The 358-nt window shown below is 37.7% G+C and carries 1 protein-coding gene; it reads left to right on the forward strand.

Annotated elements, in window-relative coordinates; translation table 11 throughout:
- Nucleotides 1–358 (forward strand): exodeoxyribonuclease III (locus ACFIO5_RS10570; protein WP_404978049.1); only part of this gene is annotated, 358 nt, incomplete at both ends.

Below are 358 nucleotides of genomic sequence, written 5' to 3' on the forward strand. Positions count from 1 at the left end.
AACAAACACGTTACATTGAAGCCGTTTATTCAACAAATAAAGGTGTTATTCGTGTTGCATCACTCTATCTTCCGAATGGTAATCCCATCAACAGCGAAAAATATCCTTATAAAATGGAATGGATGGAAAGATTGTATACACATGCAAAATCATTGCTAAAATATGAAGAACCTCTTGTTCTAGCTGGCGATTATAATGTCATCCCGACCCCATTGGATGCAAAAACCCCTAAAGAATGGAGTGATGACGCCTTATTTCTTCCACAAACAAGACAAGCATTCCAACGCATTATTCATTTGGGTTTTTATGACGCTATTCGTAATGTCACAGATACTCCCTCATTCAGCTTCTGGGATTT

The sequence above is a fragment of the Bartonella sp. AA86SXKL genome (genome assembly GCF_042196885.1).